1 protein-coding gene is annotated in these 1,449 nt (G+C 69.5%); it reads left to right on the top strand.

Annotated elements, in window-relative coordinates; all coding sequences use genetic code 11:
• Positions 1-156 precede the first annotated feature (156 nt).
• On the top strand, positions 157-1,413 hold the full coding sequence (locus tag AB0C02_RS33570; RefSeq protein WP_357553239.1) for an IS256 family transposase: 1,257 nt from the start codon (positions 157-159) through the stop codon (positions 1,411-1,413).
• The last annotated feature ends 36 nt before the right edge of the window (positions 1,414-1,449 follow it).

The raw sequence follows: 1,449 nt of genomic DNA, 5'->3' as shown, positions 1-1,449 counted from the left end.
GAGCAATGCTCGAAACCTGTGGATGAGCGCCGTGGGGGCGTACCCTCCCGGCGAGTCCGAATCCGAGGAATCGAGTAGAGCCCGCGCGCCAACGCGGGTCGGGAAGGTACGCCCGTGCTTACCGTAGTCAACCCGGAAGAGCCCACGCCATCGGCGGTGCCGCAGCCGGCCGTGCCCGGTGGGTCGTTGATCGACGAGATCGTGCGTGACGGTGCGCGTCGGATGTTGGCCGCGGCCCTCGAAGCCGAGGTCGCCGCGTACATCGCCGCGCACGTCGACCAGGTGGATGAGCAGGGTCGCAGGCTGGTGGTGCGTAACGGTCACGCGAGGCCTCGGCAGGTGCTCACCTCGGCTGGTGCGGTCGAGGTGGCCGCGCCGCGGGTCAACGACAAGCGCGTCGACGAGACGGGTGAGCGGCGGCGGTTCGCCTCGGCGATCCTGCCCGCGTGGTGCCGTAAGTCCCCGCGGATCAGCGAGGTGTTGCCACTGCTGTACCTGCACGGGCTGTCCTCGCAGGACTTCGTGCCGGCCCTGGAGCAGTTCCTCGGCACCAGCTCCGGGCTGTCCGCGGCCACGATCACGAGGCTGACCGTCCAGTGGCAGGACGAAGCCCGCGCGTTCGCCGACCGGGACCTATCGGCGGTCGACTACGTGTACGTGTGGGCCGACGGCGTGCACCTGAACGTGCGCCTGGACGAGGCGAAACTGTGCCTGCTCGTCGTGGTCGGGGTGCGCGTCGACGGCCGCAAGGAGCTCGTCGCCCTCGCCGAGGGCTACCGCGAGTCGGCCGGGTCGTGGGCCGACCTGCTCCGCGACTGCAAGCGGCGCGGCATGCGCGCCCCGATCCTGGCCGTCGGCGACGGCGCGCTCGGGTTCTGGAACGCGCTACGCGAGGTGTTCCCCGACACCCGGGAGCAGCGCTGCTGGTTCCACAAGATCGCCAACGTCCTCGCCGCACTGCCGAAATCCGCCCATCCCGGTGCGAAGAAGGCCCTGGCCGAGATCTGGAACGCCGAGGACCGTGACCACGCCCGCCGCGCCGTGGCCGCGTTCAAGCTCGCCTACGCCGCGAAGTTCGGCAAAGCCGTCGCCAAGGTCGTCGACGACCTCGACGAGCTGCTGGCCTTCTACGACTTCCCCGCCGAGCACTGGGTGCACCTACGCACCACAAACCCGATCGAGTCGACCTTCGCCACTGTCCGGCACCGCACCAAGGTCACCAAAGGCCCCGGATCCAAGGCCGCCGGCCTCGCCATGGCGTTCAAGCTCATCGAGGCCGCCCAGCAGCGGTGGCGGGCCGTCAACGCACCCCACCTCGTCGCCCTGGTCCGCGCCGGCGCCCGCTTCGAACGCGGCAAACTCGTCGAACGACCCACCGCCGAGCCCGTCACGAGCACGGCCACGGCTGCCTAATCAAGATTTCTCATCCACAACTCTTGACTATTGCTC

The organism is Micromonospora sp. NPDC048999 (genome assembly GCF_040649295.1).
Classification (GTDB): Bacteria; Actinomycetota; Actinomycetes; order Mycobacteriales; family Micromonosporaceae; genus Micromonospora.
This window is presented reverse-complemented; position numbering and strand designations above follow the sequence as displayed.